Origin of the sequence: Arthrobacter sp. FW306-04-A, assembly GCF_044358315.1 — a bacterium.
GTDB lineage: Bacteria > Actinomycetota > Actinomycetes > Actinomycetales > Micrococcaceae > Arthrobacter.
The window spans coordinates 2,135,120-2,152,189 of record NZ_CP084559.1 but is presented as its reverse complement, the minus strand read 5'-3'; the positions used below and the strand labels follow the sequence as shown (position 1 = coordinate 2,152,189).

Sequence of the window (17,070 nt, the reverse complement as noted above, 5' to 3'; positions counted from 1 at the left end):
GGTTATCAATCTGCATGCTCCCTCGTCCACACAAGATCTTTCTGCCTCCTCCATAGACTCACCGTTGCCGCTCCCCTAAGCTCCAGGCATGGCATCAGTGATCGTTTGCAGCGGACCGCATGACGGTCACGTTTCGCCCATGCTGGGCGTGGCCCGGCAATTGATCGGCAGAGGGCACCGCGTGAGGTTCCTGACGGGTCCCGCATACGAGGAAGCCGTCAGGGCAAGCGGAGCGGAATTCGTGCCTCTGGGCGACGGGGCGGCCTCTGCGCCGGCGCCCAGTTCCACCACCGGCATCGCCGCGGTGCGTGAAGGTGTCCGCGCGCTCGTGATCGATCCTGCTCCCGGCCAGTTCCTCGCCCTATCAACAGCGATAGCAGCCGAACCGACGGATGTCGTCCTCGCTGAGGTCACCTTCGTTGGGGCGGGGGCCCTCTCCGGGCTGCCCCGCAAGAGCCGACCCGCCGTCATCGCCTGCGGCATACTGCCTTCAACCCTATCCAGTCAGGATTGTGCGCCCTTCGGACTTGGGCTCTCGCCCGGGCGCGGGCCTGTTGCCCGCATGAGAAACAGGGGACTGAACTGGCTTGTGGAAAATGTCGTGTTGCGAGATAGCCAACGTCAGGTCGATGCGCTGATGCGCGAGCTGACGGGCGTTGGATTGGACGGGTTGTTCGTGCTCGATTGGCCGCGACGGGCCGAACTCATCGCGCAGTTCACGGTAGCTGAGTTCGAGTACCCGCGGTCAGATGCGCCAGAGAGCCTGCGATTCTTTGGGCCGACGTCCCGGCACGCTGCGGCTGGCGTGGCGAGGCCGGAGTGGTGGGAGGATCTGGACAGCTCACGTCCCGTGATCTATGTGACGCAAGGAACGGTGTCGAATGCCGATTTCACGGCGCTGATAGCGCCGACACTGCAAGCACTTGCCCAAGAAGACGTGCTTGTCGTGGTCAGTGCCGGCCGCCGCCCCGTGGAGGATCTGCCGCCGCTTCCGGCCAACGCACGTGCTGCCGGGTTCCTGCCGGACGCCGACCTCATGCCCAAGGTTGCCGTCTATGTGACCAACGGAGGTTACGGAGGTCTTCACTACGCGATGGAAAACGGCGTACCCATAGTCGTCGCAGGCGACACTGAAGACAAGCCGGAGGGGGCTGCCCGCGTGGCATGGGCGGGTGTAGGAATCAACCTCAAAACAGGGCGGCCATCACCGGCGGCCATCAGGAACGCTGTGCGCAAGATCTTGGGCGATGGACGATACCAGACCGGCAGTAGGCGGATCGGAGCCGCGATCGCCGCCTCGCCAGGTGTCAACGGGCTCATCGACGAAATGGAAAGACTACTGCCGCAGTGAATTCCCGACCGGCGCGACGGGCCCTGCAGGAGGGACGCGCAGGCTGCCGTACCTCTCCATTCGATGCCACCGCAAGTGCACGCCTGCCAAGGCGGTAACCACCGATTGGATGACGACGAGATACATGAGCTGCCGATACACGAACTGCTGGAGTGGAAGCGTCCACAGCGGGCGAAGCCGTTCACTGTCGAGCCGGAACGCGTAGGCGGCCATGAGGAATTGAACGAGAAGGAAGACCAGCCAGAGCGCCGCGATCCTGACCGGATCAAGGAACACCAGGCCGTAGAGGGCAAAGATATCGACGATGGGCGCGAACAAGGGAAGCAACACTTGGAGGACCAGCAGGTAGCCGAGCCCTCGCCGGCCGAGCTTGCCGGCCTGGCCACCCTGAACTACCGCGCCGCGGTGCTTCCACATTGCCTGGAGCGTGCCGTAGCACCAGCGGTACCGCTGCTTCCAAAGCGCGCCCAGGCTCGCGGGTGCCTCGGTCCAGGCCCTCGCGTCCTCCTGGTACACGACGCGCCAACCGTCACGGCACAGTGACATGGTCAGGTCCGTGTCCTCGGCGAGCGTGTCGTCGCTGACTCCGCCAACCCGGTGGAGGGCGTCGCGCCGGAAGGCACCGATAGCCCCGGGAACGGTCGGCATGCACTCCGCAACGTCGAACAGTCGGCGGTCCAGATTAAAGCCGACGACGTACTCGATGTGCTGCCAGGCGCCGAGGATCCCTCCCCGGTTGGCGACCTTGGTGTTCCCCGAAATCGCACCCACCCGTGGATCGGCGAAAGGCTGAATGAGGGCGTGAACCGTGTCTGGTTCGAAAACTGTGTCGCCGTCCACCATCACCACAAGGTCGTGGCTGGCGGCACCAATTCCGGCATTCAGGGCCGACGGCTTACCGCCGTTCTCCTTCCGAATCACAGTGACGCCCGGCAGCCCGAGCGCTTCCACGATGTCGGCAGTCCCGTCGGTCGACCCGTCGTCGACCACGATGATCTCAACCGGATGGGTCGAGGCGACGATGGATCGGACCGCGGCTTCGATGCCCGCCGATTCGTTGTACGCGGGGACAATCACGCTGACAGGCTCGGTGATCTCGGGCCGCACCGGCACGTCCATTCGCCGGCGGCCACTGGTAGCCGCCCGGAGGCGACGCGCAGCTCGCCTATGGCGCGCCGCGAAGGCGACGACGAGGACGGCACGGATGACCGTGACAATTCCCGCCGCAACGAGAGCCCACGAAATGGCGGTGATGACGAAATCGCTGAGCCGGATCCCCCACACGAACGCCGTTCCGCTGAGCTGCTCCCCCGCTGAGGTGTCGCGCATGCTCGTGATCCCGACGGCGTCGCCCACCGTGGTGACCCGGAAGCCTTGGTCCGCGAACGTCGTCAGGGCGGAGTCGAGCGCGGCGACCGTCTGGTCCCGGTCTCCACCGCCGTCGTGCATCAAGAGGATCTGGCCCTGCGGGCCGGACGGGGCCAGGTTCCGCTCGATCGCGGCGATGCCGGGCCGCCGCCAATCCTCGCTGTCCTTGGTGGTGAGCACGGTGAGGTAGCCCTGATCCGACGCGGCGCGCATCGCTCTCCATGTGCCGTCCCTGACGGCGTCACTCTCAGAGCTGTACGGCGGCCGCAGGAGCGTCGCGGCGTGGCCAGTGATGCCGGCGATCGCTTGCTGGCCTCCCTGCACCTCGAGCTGCTGGCGCCAAGCCGGGGCGCTTCCGAGGTCGGTGTGGGTGAGCGTGTGAACGCCGATCTCGTGGCCTTCGGCGGCGATGCGGCGCAGGAGGTCGGGGTTGTCGATCGCTGCCGAGCCAACCACGAAGAACGTCGCATGCACGTGATGTTTCCGCAAGACGTCAAGGATCTGAGGAGTCCACACGGGGTCCGGGCCGTCGTCGAACGTCAGGGCGAGAGTGCGATCCGGAGGACTTACGGTGCGGACAGTCCCGCCACGGGAATCGATGACCGGACCGCCCTGGGAGACGGACTTCGGGACGGAACTTGCGGGCCCGTCCGCTGGCACGGAGTCATCGCCGATCCCGCCGAGATGGTGCATATAACCCTGCACCACAAGTGCGACACCAAGCGCCAACAGGACGGCCACAAGGATGAACCAGTGTGCCCTGACACCAACCGGAGCAGTTCGCTTGGTGAGGCGACGCCCAGTCACGGGTGCGCCGGCGTGGACGGGCGGGTTGCCTGGCCGGGAGCGTTCCCGCTTTTGCCAGAACTGGTTGGCGCCGTGCTGGGCGTGGGAGTCGCGACTGGAGCGATGGGGACAGCGTGCTGCGCGGACGCACCATTGATCGGTGGTGCCACAGGAACGGGCGTGGCCGGAACCACCAGAGCCTGGAAGGCTGCTGTTGTTGCAGGTACAGCCGGTCGAGGTTCGGCAGCCGGAAGTCCCGCCGCATTGGAATCGGGTGCCGATGGGGTTGATGGAAGCGCGCGGGCAACCGGGGCCGCTGGCAGCGGCAGGTAGGGCGCAGCGATGTTGGGGCCTCCGACAAGCGCGACTAGCAGGAGGACGACATACCCCGCCGCGAGTCCGAGTGCCCCGAGGCCGATCAGCTTAACCCGACGCAGTCGTCGGCCTGAGGCATCGACAAAGACCGGCCCACGCTGCGATGCGGACCCTGGTTGATCTGACGTTTCATTAAGTGCTGCCATCGGGCACTAACTTTAGAGGACTCACTTCCTTATCCCAAAACATCACGTCGAAACCAACGGCTACTGCTTCGCCAAGGTCCGCAGGAGTTTCAGGGCCACGGAGATCGAGGCGAGGTCCACCTGCCCGGGCTTGGTGACCTCCGCGAAGGTGTCCTTGATCCGTCCGAGTTGCTCTTGGCGTCCGCGCTCCCAATCCACGACGCGTTCCACTGCCGAAGCTCCGGAGGCTTCGCTCCTTCGGGTGGTCCGCATGACGGAAATTGTTATGTCGACGACGGCGGAGTAAGCGTCGTCGCGCAGGGCAGCACGGGCCAACGCTTCCCACCGGCTCTGCCGCGGCAGGTCAGTGATACGGAGCAACAAGGTTCCCACACCAATCCAGTGAATGACCGTGTGGTACATGTCGGCGATCGTGGTGAGTGGTTCATTAACCTGCTCCGACACGAGCGAGATGTCCAGCAACGAGAAGCTTTCCAACAGATCAGCGGCGCGCCGTCCCAACTCGGGCGGCATTCCGACGTCGTTCCAGTGCGCCAGCCGCTCCTTGGCGCGGTCCAGATCCGAGCCGCGCAGAAACTCGGTCGTCCGAGTCCGCAGCAGGTCCAATGCCGGGGAGACCCTGTTCAAGGCTTCGGCGACTGTCTGGTCCCGATGGTCATGGGTCACGTACCATCGGGTTGCCCGGTCCACCATCCTGCGCAACGGCAGGATCACTGCGGCAGCGTGTTCGCTGGGAAACCCGGGAGGTAGCCCGGCAATCCTGTCCACGAACCACTTCAGCTTGTAGGCCTCGCGGACAACCACGAAGGCCTTGGCTACGGCCGCGGCAGTCGCCGTGGTTTCCTCGATGGCACGGAACGCGAAGGTGATACCCCCAAGGTTGATCATGTCGTTGGCCACCGCTGTGCAGATGATCTGCCGGCGCAGGGGGTGTCCGTCCAGCTCCGCATCGAAGCGCTCGGACAACTGGTACGGAAAGTAGCCGCGGAGCACCCGCTTGAACCAAGGGTCATCGGCGAGGTCGCTATCGGTGAGCGCCTTGGCCAGTTCGATCTTCGCGTAGGCGGCAAGCACCGATAGTTCCGGGGCGGTCAATCCATTGCCTGACTGGAGCCTGTGTTGGAGTTGTTCCGTACTCGGCAACCCCTCCAAACCGCGGTCCAAGTCCGCAGACTTCTCCAGCCAATCCATGATCCGTTCAAAACCGGCGTTCAGGTCCGGGGCCATGTGCCGGTCGTTGAAAAGGAGGACGTTTTGGTCCACGTTGTTTGCCAGGACCAGCCTGGCGACTTCATCGGTCAGGGATTGAAGGAAGCCTGTCCGCTCCTCGGTCCGCATTTTTCCTGACGCAATCATCCGGTCAATGAAGATCTTGATGTTGACCTCATGGTCCGAGCAATCGACGCCAGCCGAATTGTCTATCGCATCAGTGTTGAGCAGGACCCCGCCAAGGGCCGCCTCCACCCGTCCGCGCTGGGTGACGCCCAGGTTTCCGCCTTCGACCATGGTGCGGGCCCTCAGTTCGTTGCCGTTGACCCTGATGGCATCGTTGGCCTTGTCGCCAACGTCGGTTTGGCTCTCGGTAGAGGCTTTGACGTACGTTCCGATGCCACCGTTGTAGAGCAGGTCCACGGGGGCGCGGAGAATGGCCTGCAAGAGTGCATGGGGTGCCAGAGACAGGGTTCCCGGCTCCAGGCCGAGGCATGCCCGGACCCCTTCCGTGACTTCGATGCTCTTGGCCCTGCGGGAGTGGACGCCCCCGCCTTCGCTGATCAGGGCGGGATCGTAGTCGGCCCAGGACGAACGGGGAAGGGCAAAGAGACGCTTGCGCTCTTCGAAGGACGCTGCCGCATCGGGGTTCGGATCAAGAAAGATGTCCCGATGGTCAAATGCCGCCACCAGCCGGATGTGCGGTGAGAGCAGCATCGCGTTTCCAAACACATCGCCGCTCATGTCTCCGATGCCGGCCACCGTAAAGTCTTCTCCCTGCGAGTCAATCCCCAGCTCGCCGAAATGGTGCTTTACGGATTCCCATGCGCCGCGTGCCGTGATGCCCATCTGCTTGTGGTCATAGCCGACGGACCCGCCGGATGCGAAGGCGTCGCCGAGCCAGAAGCCATAGTCCCGGGCCAGAACGTTTGCTGTGTCGGAAAAAGATGCGGTTCCCTTGTCGGCGGCTACCACGAGGTAGTAGTCGTCGCCGTCGTGCCTTACGACGCGTTCAGGGGGCACCACCGCCTCACCGCGTGGCGTGATCACCAGATTGTCGGTCAGGTCCAGCAGGCCGCTGACAAATATCCGGTAGCATTCCAGGCCTTCAGCAAGCCATCCCTCCCTATCGGCGGCCGGGTCGGGCAACCTCTTGGGATAGAAACCTCCCTTGGCCCCGGTCGGCACAATAACCGAGTTCTTCACGTTTTGTGCCTTGACCAACCCCAGGACCTCGGTCCGGAAATCCTCGCTTCGATCAGACCAGCGCAGCCCGCCACGAGCCAACGCACCGAAACGGAGGTGGACGCCTTCAACCCGCGGGGAGTAAACCCAGACCTCGTACTTCGGTCGCGGAAACGGAGCGTTGACGATCGCAGCAGGATTCAGCTTGAAACTCAGGTGTGCCTTGCCCTGGAAGTAGTTGGTCCGCAACGTCGCTTCCACAAGGTCCATGAAGGCGCGCAGCAAACGGTCGGCGTCAAGCACAGGAATCTCGTCAATGGCGGCCAGCAATTCCTCCCGGGCAGCCGCCGTGGCCCTGAGGCGGCCGGAATCGTCCAGCCCGGGATCAAACTTCGCCTGGAACAAGTCCAGGAGTGCATGGGTGGCCCGGGCGTTGCTCAACAGCGTCTCCGCGATGAAACCGTACGAGTTGTTAGTCCCCAACTGCTGGAGATACTTCGCGTAGCTTCGCAGTATGGCCGCCCGTCGCCAGCCCACCCGCTCCCGGATGACCAGTGCGTCGATGCGGTCGGATTCGACGTCGCCGCGCATGGCGGCGGCGAAGGCGTCGGCGATCAGCTCCCTGGTTGCCTCCGGGTCGACGCCGGCGGGATACTTCACCCCGAGGTCGTAAAGGAACAAGTCCTGCCCACTCCCCCGCCGGAGTTCGAAGGGTCTCTGGTCCAGCACCTCGAGCCCGAGGTTATGCAGGAACGGCAGGATCTGCGTGAGGCTCCTGGGTTTGGTCAGGTAGAGGCGGATCCGTGCGTCCTCGGCAAGGGTAGGCGACATGCCCGGCCTGACGTAGACCGTAAGCAACGGATCTCCGCGACGGCGGCCGCCTGTGCCGTCGAGGTCGAACGTCTCGAAATTCATGATGTCCCTGACAGCGGTACCCGCCGTGTAATCCGCCCGATAACTCGGGGGGAACGCGTCCAACCACAGTTCGGAGAGCCGTGCCGCCTCGGCGGACGTGAAGCGCTCACGGATCACTTCTTCAAGACCCTCCGCCCATGGCCGGGTGGCTGAGACGAGCCGCCGCTCCAGTTCTGAGGGATCGACGTCGACGGCGATGGAATCCGGCGCGTCCAACGCGGCGCCGGCCATGTGGATACGGAAGAAGACGCGGGCCATGGGCGACTCTGTCAGGCTGACATCGAACTCAATGGACTTCGCTTTGAAGACCTGCCGGAGCTCCTGTTCCATCAGCAACCGGACGGCAGTGCTGTAGCGGCCCCGCGGGAAGAGGACCAACGCGGAGATGAATCGGCCCAGGCTGTCCGGCCGGAGGAACACCCGCGTCCGCCGGTGTACCTCGGTGCGGAGGATTTCACCCGCCAGACGGGTGAGGTCATCCACATCAATGTGGAAAAGTTCATCGCGCGGGAAGGTCTCCAGAATGGCCAGCAAGTCCTTGCCATGATGGGACCGCGACGTCAAGCCCAAGCGCTCGCTGACAACCTGGACCTTTTCACGGATCACCGGAATCCGCCGGACGGACTGATGGGCAGCGCCCGAGGTAAACAACCCCACGAACCGTCGTATCCCCGTCTTCTTGCCGGCCTCGTTGAAGACTTGCAGGTGCAACTCATCCAAGTAAGACCGCCTCAGGACGGTGGACCTTACTTCTGAAGTGGCAAGCGTGAGCGCTTGTGACCCACGTTCCTTCGGCAACCCCGGTGGTGGCCATCCTGCGGCAGCGTCCCCCAGCGCTCCTCTCAGCAGGCCCAGCCCGGAACCCTGCCGCTCGGAGAGCATCTCCCGGCCACCCGCCGTCGTGAGCTCATATTCGTCATACCCCAGGAACAGGAAGTTGCCATCGTCGAGCCAGAGAAGCAGCTCGCGGATCTCTTCCTGTGGCGGAACCAGGGTGTCCGGGAAACCTGTCGCGGAGACCATGGCTTCCTGCAACTTGCCGTGGATGGCAGCGGCGTCCTCGGCAGCAACCCGAGCATCCCCAAGCACCCGGTGCAGGTTCTCTGTGAGTTGCCTTGCGGCGGCGTCGTCCGCCAGCCTGCCGATCTCGGCCGCAATCCAGACCTCAGTGGCGCTTCCTTCCCGGGAACGCCCTGCCAAGGCGCCGTCCGTGGAAGGACCGGTCCAGACCTCGACCAACTCATGGGTAACGGGATCCCGCAGCACGTGGAAGCTCGGATGCACAAACAGTCGGATCGTGGCATCGTCGCGTGTGAGTTCCGCCGTGACGGAGTGGACAAGGTACGGGATGTCGTCTGTCACCACCGCAATGACGCTGGCGTCCATTTCGTTCAGGATCCCGACGGCGGCCTGGCCCGGGGCGCGCGACGACGCCACTTTCAGGTGGTGTGCCACCCGTGCACGGAGCATCCGGGGACTGTAGCTCCGCAGATCTTCCGCGGACACTTGCGCGAAGTAGTCGCTCAGGAAAAGCTCGTCCGGCTCGCGCGGCCCGGCGGAACTGGCGCGCTCCTCCGGCACTGGTATGTGTGACATGCCACCGCACCTCCGCCGCGGGGTGCCACCGCCAACTGCGGATGGCAATCCAGCCCTCGCGATTCCTTCCATGATGGCTGGGTGCACTGACGCCGTCCAGTGCCGCCGCAGAGGACGGACCGGACGCAGGCACGCCCCGCATCCGGTCAACCTGGCAGTTCTACTGCTCGTCCTTGCGGGCAGGAAGCACGAGGAGGGCGTCCCCGACTGCACGTTCCGATCCGCCCGACGGGCTGTTCAGGACTTTTCCGCCAGCAACCGCTGTTGTTGAGCCGCCACCGTCCAGGTTCATGGCCTGAACCATGCCGAGTGACACGGCGACGTCGGCCTCTTCTTTCAAGCTCAGTCCCAGTGAGGCCGTTGAGCGTCCGTCTGCGGTGACAAGCATGGTTCTACCCTGGGAATCGGTCCCGGCGAAGGTCCGGGGATTCCGCTTGTGGACCCAGCCGTAGTAGAAGCTGTTTCCGTCGTTGGGGTGGACCATGCCGTCATTCTTGACGGTGACGTCTTCGCTGCCGTCCTTGACCAGCAGCGGGCCGCCGTTCACGACGCTCGTGGACTTATTGGTGTGGAGGGTTTTGCCATCCTCGCCGAGCAGGCCGGCGTCGATCTTCAGCTTGGCGCCCACGGGCGCCAGCGCGCGAAGCCGTGCGACGTCGGTTCCGGTCGCCTGGACGGTGTGTCCGCCTGCAGGCACGGCCGCGCCGCGGGTTTCCGCGATGGAAGTAACGGTGTCGTGGCTGTCCACCGTCACCTCAAGGCCCGCCCCGGCAGGAGTGGACGGCCCGAACTCCGGGGTGAAGGTCACGAGCTCGTTCGGGTTGGTGCAGGTGACGTCCTGGAGCGCGCGCGGGGTCGGCAAGTCGTTGGCGCCGCCGCAGTTTCGGATCAGGCCGGGAACCCGGTCGATGCCGTCCAAAGTCGTCTCCCCGGAACCCGAGGAGATCTTCCCGGCCCAGGTCAGGCGCTGGATGCTGGTGGCGTTCTTCTTACCGTCAATGACCAGGGCCGGACGGTCGGCGACGGGTTCGCTGAGGGTTTTCCCGGCGTACACACCAACACCGGCGGGGTCTCCTTCGGCGCCGGCCTTCGGGTCGAAGACAAAGAAACCGGCGTTGATCGCGGCGATGGCGTGCGCGTCGGAAGCCAGTTGGCTCGTGGTCTCCCGCTTCTCCAGATCCGGGCCGAACGAGGCGGCAAGCTGACCCTGGTACGTCCCTGGGTCGATCGTGATGACCTCAAGGTTCCACGGTCCGCGGGTCTTCGTGCTGGTCCCGGAGTCGCCGTCCCAGCCGGAGTAAATCACGGACGAGGCAAAACCGGCGGCTTTGATCTTCTCGACGATAGGGGCACCGTCGGCCCGGGCGGCAAGATGTCCGGCGCGGACCCGGTATCCGAGGTCCCCGCCGGCATCAGCCAGCTGGGGCGACTGGACCTGTTCGACCCGGGCATCGACGCCGGCGGCTTTGAGCTTATCGGCGGTGCGCTGCGCGGTGGCCTGGCTTGAGAGCGCTGAGGCGGGTGCGTCAGGATCCGGCGAGTCCGAAGGGATGGCAACCTCGGCCGTCCAGAAAAGCGAAGAGTCTGCTCCACCGCGGCTGATCTTTGTCAACGTGACGCCAGGGGTGAGGGTTGTCACGGTCCGGTTCTCGGGAAGATCGGGGGCACCAAGGTTAAGGTGCGCGCTCCGATCCGTACCGTTTTCAATGTCCTGACCGCCATCGGCGTGGGTAGGGCCTACGGGGCTGAGGATCGCTGAAAAGACGGCGAGTACCAGGCCGCCAGTCAGGACCCTGCGGGAGTTAAGGGGGGATTTCATGCGTCCACCGTACAAAGGCTCGACGGCGGGCCCGGTGCCGTTTGGCGGTTTGGGGCGCATATTGACCCAAGCTTCACTCCACGTTCACTTACTCAATTGCCCGGATGCGGGAGGCAGAACGAACGCAGGGCAGAATGGAAAACATGCCCCTCACGACATTCGCCCTCGTCCGCCATGGCCAGACAGACTGGAATGCGCAACGCCGGCTGCAAGGATCCACCGACATTCCGCTGAACGACGTGGGCCGCGGCCAGGCGCGTGACGCCGTCGCCGTCCTGTCGGGTTACGAGTGGGACGCGATCGTATCCTCGCCGCTGAGCCGGGCCGCGGAAACCGCGGACCTGATCGCCGCCGGGCTGGGGCGCAGTGTGGACCGGCGCGTGCCGGAGCTCACCGAGCGTCGCTTCGGACCAGCCGAAGGCCTCCGGGCCGGCCCGGAACTGGACGCATTGCGCATCTCCGGCAGTTTGCGGGGCGCAGAAAGCGAGGACGAGGCAGCCTCCCGCGGTTTAGGCGCGCTGGAAGCACTGGCTGAGGAGTTCCGCGGCCGCCGCGTCCTGGTGGTCGCTCACGGCACGCTCCTCCGAGTGAGCCTCAACCGCGCCATCGGCCGCACCCTGGAAAGCATCGACAATGCTGTGCTCAACCTGGCCCACCATCACCCCGTTGACGGCTGGGAGCTCGAATACTTCAACGGCGAACGCATCATGACTGCAGTCGGGGGCTGACCTGCTGTTATTTCCCTGAAGGCCGCCCCTCAATCGTGACGGTGCCGGCGTCGCCGTCGACGCGGATCCGTTGACCGCTGGCAATGCGCTGGGTGGCCACCCCGGTGCCGAGCACCGCGGGGATGCCGTACTCCCGGGCCACGATCGAGCTATGGCTCAGCGGTCCGCCAACGTCTGTGACCACGGCCGAGGCCATCGCGAACAGGGAGGTCCATGCAGGCGTGGTGATCCGGGCGACCAGGACGTCTCCGGGCGTCATCTGTGCGAAGTCCCGGGGCCCGTTGAGGACCCGGGCAGGAGCAATGACCCGGCCCGAGCTGGCGCCGACTCCCTTGATGACGTCGCCTTGCTGTTGCTGCGAGCGTGCCGGCATCATCCCCCCGAAGGTCCGTTCCATCCAACGGCTCTCCGGCAGCAGTTGCGGGGCCGTGGCCTTTGCCTGGCCGCGCCAAAGCATCTTGCGTTCCTCGATAGCGTCGGCCCGTGCCGGCCTTTCCGCTCCGGTTATCGTTCCCTCCCCTGCAAGGCCGAACTCGACGGCGGTTCGCAGCTCCTGCTCGCGCAGCCAGAACACGTCCGCGGCCTGGCTGATGACACCGGAGCTGGCCAGCCGTTGTCCGAGCTCAAGCAGCATCCGCCGAATCAGGGGCCAGGCCAGCCCGACGTCGGCCAGGGCGTCCTCGCGGATCGGTGCGGACTTCTGCGCCCACCGGAGCAGACGGAGGAAGGCGGCCCGGCGGTTCCGCCCGAGCCGGCCTTGCCCGAGCCGGGCAAGCATTCGTTCGGTTTGGTCCTCCCGCCGGGCGGCCGAGAGGCGCTGGCGCTCGTGCGGGTCGTTGCCCTGTCCGCGCAGGTAGAACTTGACCGTGTCCAGCAGCGCCGAGGGGTCGTCGGCGGGGAGGGCGCTGAGGAAGTCAAGGTTGTAGACCGCGTGGCCGAACCGGTCGAGGTGGGCCTGGAAGCGTTGATGCCATTGCTCCCAGAGTGCTTGATCCATGCCGGCAGGCGGGAGCCCGGCGCGCTGTGACTCGGCCAGCGCCGGCGTCGATTCCTTGAGGATCGCCGGAGCCAGCCCTTGAACTTCCCGGGCCCAGCCTGCGAGGTCGTACAACGATTTCTCCGCCCGGATCGGTTCGCTGTCGTAGCCCAGGAGGAATGTCTCGGCCGGGGGATCTCCTTGGCGCCGAACGAGTTTGTCATAATACGCCCGGAAAGAGATCTCGCTCGCCGCGGCGATCGGAATGACTGACTCCACGGCCGTGTAGTAGACGGTCCCCGCATCCAGCAACGTCCGGACGCCCTCAAGCAGTTCCCCACCCGAGAGGTCCCCTATCGACTTTTCCGACCATCCCTTGATCACCTGCCGGTAGCGTGGATGCGAGAACTCCCGCCAGCCGTCCACGCCCATGTGCGCCTTGCCGCGAGCCAGGGCCAGCATCGCCGCCGGCGCCTTGCCCATCACCCGCCACATTCCCGAGGTGCGGTAGTAATAGTAGGCGTACCCGTTGATGGTGGGCAGTCCGACGTCGCCCTCCCTGACGACGTCACTGCCGACGGCCTCGTTCATCAGGGCCTTGAGCGACCGGGTCACCGAGCCGTCAATGAGATCGGCGAACAGCGGCGAGAGCGGGTCCGGCAATTGTTCCACGATGCTTGCCCGGAAATAGAGCCCTTTCGGATAGGGCACGGGCCAGGTATCCGGGATGTCAGCCGCAGGTTCAGGCAGTGCCGTGATGGGCCGGGACTGCAGGATGAAAAATTCGCCGCCGGCCCGCGCCCACTCGATGTCCTGCGGGACTCCAAAATGATCGGCAATCCGGGTCCCATAGCGGGCCAGCGCGGCCGCCGCCGCGTCGTCGAGCACTGGCTGGTTCCGGCGGGCGGCCGGTACCGGCTGCTCCACAGTTCCCTGGCCCCCGCCCGCTGTTCCCTGGCCCGCAGTACCGCGGTCCGCGTAGACAGTCATCGTCTCTTTGTCTGCCGTCCGCCGCGAGAGCACCCGCTCAGTCCCGGCATCGACGACGACGTCATCCGTGGTGACGGTTCCGCTGACCACGGACTCTCCCAGCCCCCACGCGGCACCGATCACAATCTGGTCGCGCCGCCCGTTGGCCGGATTGGCCGTGAACAAGACCCCGGCGGCCTCGGCCTCGACCATCTGCTGGACCACGACCGCCAGGCGCACAGCGTCCGGTCCGATGCCTTCACGGACCCGGTAGGACATGGCACGCGCCGTCCACAGGGAAGCCCAGCAATCTCTCACCGCGACGGCCAGGGATTCCGGGCCACGGACGTTGAGGTAGGTTTCCTGCTGTCCGGCGAAGCTGGCCGAGGCGAGGTCCTCGGCCGTGGCAGAGGAGCGAACAGCTACCGCCTCGTCCCCGTTGCCGAGGCTTCGATAGGCCGCGCCAAGCTCGTCGGCCATCACCGTGGGCATGGTGCCGCCGGCGAACAGGGCCCGGATCCGCTCCGAGGCGTCGTCGTAGTCCTGGGGCGTGGCTTGCGGCGACAGTGCGGCCAGTTCCTGGATGGCTGCTCCAAGGTGATTGGCATCCACAAAAGCCGAATAGGCTGCGGTGTTCAATACAAAGCCCGGAGGGACCGGCACTCCGGCCTGGACGAGGCCGCCCAGGCCAACCCCCTTGCCACCGGCCACGGCGACATCGGCGCTTCCCACATCGCGTAAGTTGTTGATGTATGTCACAACCGTGCGTCCATTCTGCCCGCCGCCGGGCCCCATTGGGTTGACCCTGATTCCCAACATACTGGCACGCCCATGAGCAAGAGGCCATGGCCCGCGGTTGCATCGGGCGGCGGCCAGGGCGCCGCCCACCGTGAGGGAAGACGAGCATCCTCGGGCGTGGCGGCCCTTGTCCCTGCTCCGGACACCGGGTGTAATGGACGCACGACCGCGACTCCCGCCGTCGTGCGTCGAAGGAGCCGCCATGTTCGCCAGCCCGTACCCGGACGTTGAGATTCCCGAAGCCACTCTGTACGACTACCTGTTCGGCGGGCTGGGCGCCGAGGACCTGGACCGGGTCGCCCTCATCGACGGCACTGCCGGCGGCGAAACGACGTACCGCGAGCTCGTCACGCGCATCGATGCCCTCGCCGGCTGGCTCGCCAGCCACGAAGCCGGGCCGGGGACCACTGCGGGCCTGTTCTGCCCCAACATCCCGGCGTTCGCCGTCGTCTTCCACGGGATCCTCCGCGCGGGCGCCGCCGTCACCACGGTCAACGCGTTGTACACACCCGATGAAGTCGGCCGCCAGCTTACCGACGCGGGTGCCTCGTGGCTCTTCACCGTCTCACCGTTCCTTGAACGGGCCAAGGCCGCTGCGCAGGCGGCCGGCATACCGGCCGAGCGAGTCGTGGTGCTCGACGGCGGCGACGCGGCTGCCGCTGCCGGACATCCTTCGCTCGCCGAGGCGCTCGGCGCGGGCTTCCCCGCTCCCGACGTGCGCGTCGACCCGCACGCCGCGGCCGTCATCCCCTATTCCTCGGGCACGAGCGGCACCCCGAAGGGTGTCATGCTGAGCCAGTACAACCTCGTGGCGAACGTTGCCCAGAACAATGGCTTCGGGTTGACTCCCGACGATGTGTTGCTTGCCGTCCTGCCGTTCTTCCACATCTACGGCCTGACCGTCCTGCTCAACCTCGCCTTCGCCGAGCGTGCGCGGCTCGTGACGATGCCGAAGTTCGACTTCCCGGAGTTCCTGCGCATCACCCAGGACTATCGCTGCACCTACCTGTTCATCGCCCCGCCTATCGCGGTTCCGCTCGCGAAGCACCCTCTTGTCGACCAGTACGACCTCTCGTCCGTCCGCGTCGTGGTCTCCGGCGCGGCGCCGCTCGACGGCAAACTGGGCGCCGCCGTCGTGCGCCGTCTCGGGTGCGTCATGCTCCAGGGATACGGCATGACCGAACTTAGCCCGGTGTCCCATTCGATTCCCCTTCGGGACGCCAACACCGTTCCCCTTGATTCCGTCGGCTACCCCATCCCGAACACGGAATGCAAGCTCCTCGACATTGCCACCGACGAAGAGATCCCGCTGCCCGCCGAGGGACAGACCGGGCGCGGCCAGCTCCTGGTCAGGGGTCCGCAGGTCATGCTCGGCTACCTCAACCGGCCGGACGCGACGGCCGCAACGATCGACCCGGATGGTTTCCTCCGCACCGGCGACATCGCGACTGTTACGGCTGGCGGGGTCGTGACGATCGTCGACCGGCTCAAGGAGCTCATCAAGTACAAGGGCTACCAGATCGCGCCCGCCGAACTCGAAGCGCTCCTGCTCACCCACCCCCGGATCGCGGACGCCGCGGTCATCGGTGTGCCTGCGGACGACGGCGAGGAGGTGCCGAAGGCGTTCGTCGTCCGGCAGGCCGGGGCTGAGCTGGGTGACGAGGATGTCATGGCGTTCGTGGCTGAGCACGCGGCGCCGTTCAAGCGCGTGCGGTTCGTCGAGTTCGTTGACGCGATTCCCAAGTCGGCGTCGGGGAAGATCCTTCGGCGGGAGCTTCGCGCGCGAGGCTAGTGACGTGTACCGGTGACGATGCGAAGGACCTCCCGGGCCGTTTCTTCCCATCGTGGCAACACCCGGCTGGCTGCCGCAGCCGCTTCCTGCCATCTCTTCCGCAGTGCCGAGTCGCTGAGCCATCTTTGGAGCATCTCCGCCAAAGATCCGGGTCCCGCGGCAAGATCGATGGCTTCGCCGGCCCCGTGGGCTCCTAGCGCTTCGACGGCGCCGGTTCCCTTGCGAACCACCACCGGTATACCGTGAGCCAGGGATTCCTGGACGACCATGCCGAAGGACTCCGAGTGCGAGATAAGCAAACTGAGATCCGCGCGGAGCCATTGTTCCTCCAAAGCGGGACCGGAAAGTTCGCCTCTAAGTTCCACTCGCTTCTCGAGTCCATGCCGGAAGATGCGCTCTCGCACGGACGCTGCGTAGGACGGGTCGGCGCTTGAGGAACCCACAATCGCGGCGGTCCAGGCCGGGTCCTTGATGCGCGCCAACGCCTCGACAAAGAAGATCTGGTCCTTATTGGGAAGCAGTGCGCCAACCATGATGAAGTGCTGTGCCTCCGAAGCCCCGGACGGTCTTGGCTTTCCGCCAGGTCCGCCGGGAATTGCCTGCTTCCCGGGGCGATCTGCGCCGGCGGTCGCTACATGCACGTTTGGCAGGCCCCGCCGTTTGGCGGCTTCGGCGGTACCGGAACCGGTGCAAAGAAGACCGGTCGCGGCGCGGAGTACACGCATTTCAAGGTGCTGTTCTCCGGAAAGGGGCATGTGGAGCAACACCCAGACACGGCGCCCGGCAGCGGCAGCGGTCTCGATTTCCGTGGGCGCTCCCGTGGCAATCAGGCCATCGACAATGCAGATGGACAAATTGTCTCCGGCGAGCGTTGCGGCTAGATGGCTCTTGTCCGTGGCGGTTCCGGAGGGCCAGCCACCGTCAAGGCTGTGGACCGCGACTTCGGCGCCCTGGGCACGGAGGGACTCAACCAGCCTCGCGTTGTAGATGTTGCCGCCGGAACGGTGACGCACGTTGGCCGGCACGATCATGCGGACCTTGACCAATGGCTTTCCCT

General features: G+C 65.5%; 8 protein-coding genes. 3 read left to right on the top strand and 5 right to left on the bottom strand.

Translation table 11 applies throughout. The features are described from left to right. The first annotated feature begins 88 nt into the window (after nucleotides 1–88). A complete protein-coding gene (locus LFT43_RS09850; RefSeq protein ID WP_395802737.1) occupies nucleotides 89–1,351 on the top strand; it encodes a glycosyltransferase in 1,263 nt (420 codons plus the stop codon). Here LFT43_RS09850 and LFT43_RS09845 read toward each other — a convergent pair. From LFT43_RS09845 to LFT43_RS09835, 3 genes are all read right to left on the bottom strand, one after another. Continuing rightward, the gene (locus LFT43_RS09845; RefSeq protein ID WP_395802735.1) at nucleotides 1,337–3,526 is read right to left on the bottom strand and encodes a bifunctional polysaccharide deacetylase/glycosyltransferase family 2 protein; all 2,190 of its coding nucleotides are present in this window, start codon (nucleotides 3,524–3,526) and stop codon (nucleotides 1,337–1,339) included. The genes LFT43_RS09850 and LFT43_RS09845 overlap by 15 nt on opposite strands. 560 nt (nucleotides 3,527–4,086) lie before the next feature. Beyond that, nucleotides 4,087–8,931, bottom strand: a complete 4,845-nt coding sequence (locus tag LFT43_RS09840) for an NAD-glutamate dehydrogenase (RefSeq protein WP_395802733.1) — start codon at nucleotides 8,929–8,931, stop codon at nucleotides 4,087–4,089. A 160-nt stretch (nucleotides 8,932–9,091) separates the two neighbouring features. Beyond that, complete coding sequence (locus tag LFT43_RS09835) at nucleotides 9,092–10,750, bottom strand: phosphodiester glycosidase family protein (RefSeq protein WP_395802730.1); 1,659 nt, start codon at nucleotides 10,748–10,750, stop codon at nucleotides 9,092–9,094. Nucleotides 10,751–10,893: 143 nt separating this feature from the next. On the opposite strand from LFT43_RS09835, the gene LFT43_RS09830 reads away from it, so the two are divergent. Then, a complete protein-coding gene (locus LFT43_RS09830; protein WP_395802728.1) occupies nucleotides 10,894–11,478 on the top strand; it encodes a histidine phosphatase family protein in 585 nt (194 codons plus the stop codon). Nucleotides 11,479–11,485: 7 nt separating this feature from the next. Here LFT43_RS09830 and LFT43_RS09825 read toward each other — a convergent pair whose 3' ends face one another. Beyond that, complete coding sequence (locus LFT43_RS09825) at nucleotides 11,486–14,182, bottom strand: PEP/pyruvate-binding domain-containing protein (protein ID WP_395802726.1); 2,697 nt, start codon at nucleotides 14,180–14,182, stop codon at nucleotides 11,486–11,488. Between the two features lie 241 nt (nucleotides 14,183–14,423). Between LFT43_RS09825 and LFT43_RS09820 the strand changes: the two genes are divergently transcribed. Then, nucleotides 14,424–16,013: an AMP-binding protein gene (locus LFT43_RS09820; RefSeq protein ID WP_395802724.1), complete on the top strand. Its 1,590-nt coding sequence runs from the start codon at nucleotides 14,424–14,426 to the stop codon at nucleotides 16,011–16,013. On the opposite strand, the gene LFT43_RS09815 is transcribed toward LFT43_RS09820, so the two are convergent. After that, entirely contained in the window at nucleotides 16,010–17,059 is a 1,050-nt protein-coding gene (locus LFT43_RS09815; protein ID WP_395802722.1) for a glycosyltransferase, read from the bottom strand. The genes LFT43_RS09820 and LFT43_RS09815 overlap by 4 nt on opposite strands. Nucleotides 17,060–17,070 lie beyond the last annotated feature (11 nt).

Bases quoted from the DNA above. Each gene is read 5' to 3' on its own strand.
- LFT43_RS09850 (WP_395802737.1), top strand. From the start codon at position 89: ATGGCATCAGTGATCGTTTGCAGCGGACCGCATGACGGTCACGTTTCG.
- LFT43_RS09840 (WP_395802733.1), bottom strand. From the start codon at position 8,931: ATGTCACACATACCAGTGCCGGAGGAGCGCGCCAGTTCCGCCGGGCCG.
- LFT43_RS09835 (WP_395802730.1), bottom strand. From the start codon at position 10,750: ATGAAATCCCCCCTTAACTCCCGCAGGGTCCTGACTGGCGGCCTGGTA.
- LFT43_RS09830 (WP_395802728.1), top strand. From the start codon at position 10,894: ATGCCCCTCACGACATTCGCCCTCGTCCGCCATGGCCAGACAGACTGG.
- LFT43_RS09820 (WP_395802724.1), top strand. From the start codon at position 14,424: ATGTTCGCCAGCCCGTACCCGGACGTTGAGATTCCCGAAGCCACTCTG.